General features: G+C 58.9%; 1 protein-coding gene. It reads right to left on the bottom strand.

Features of this window, described 5'->3' with window-relative positions; all coding sequences use genetic code 11:
• A partial coding sequence (locus tag AF337_RS32775) for an SDR family NAD(P)-dependent oxidoreductase (protein ID WP_152971299.1) occupies nt 1-258 on the bottom strand: 258 nt, incomplete at both ends.

Below are 258 nucleotides of genomic sequence, written 5' to 3'. Positions count from 1 at the left end.
GCCTCGGCCTGGCAGGAAAGAAAGACGCCTTTCAGGTTGATATCCATCAACGTCTGATATTGGTCCTCCTCCATCTCTTCCGCTGCGTTCGCGTTAGCGATGCCCGCAGCGTTGACTGCAAGTGTCAATGCGCCGAGATCTGTCTCGGTCCGTGCTATTGCCTCTCCAAGGGAAGACTTGCTCGTGACATCAGCCGCGATCTGGATCGAACGGCGGCCAGCGGCGCGAATATGTTCAGCCGTCCTGGCCAGCCCGTCG

The sequence above is a fragment of the Rhizobium ecuadorense genome, assembly GCF_001187535.1.
GTDB lineage: Bacteria > Pseudomonadota > Alphaproteobacteria > Rhizobiales > Rhizobiaceae > Rhizobium > Rhizobium ecuadorense.
This window is presented reverse-complemented; position numbering and strand designations above follow the sequence as displayed.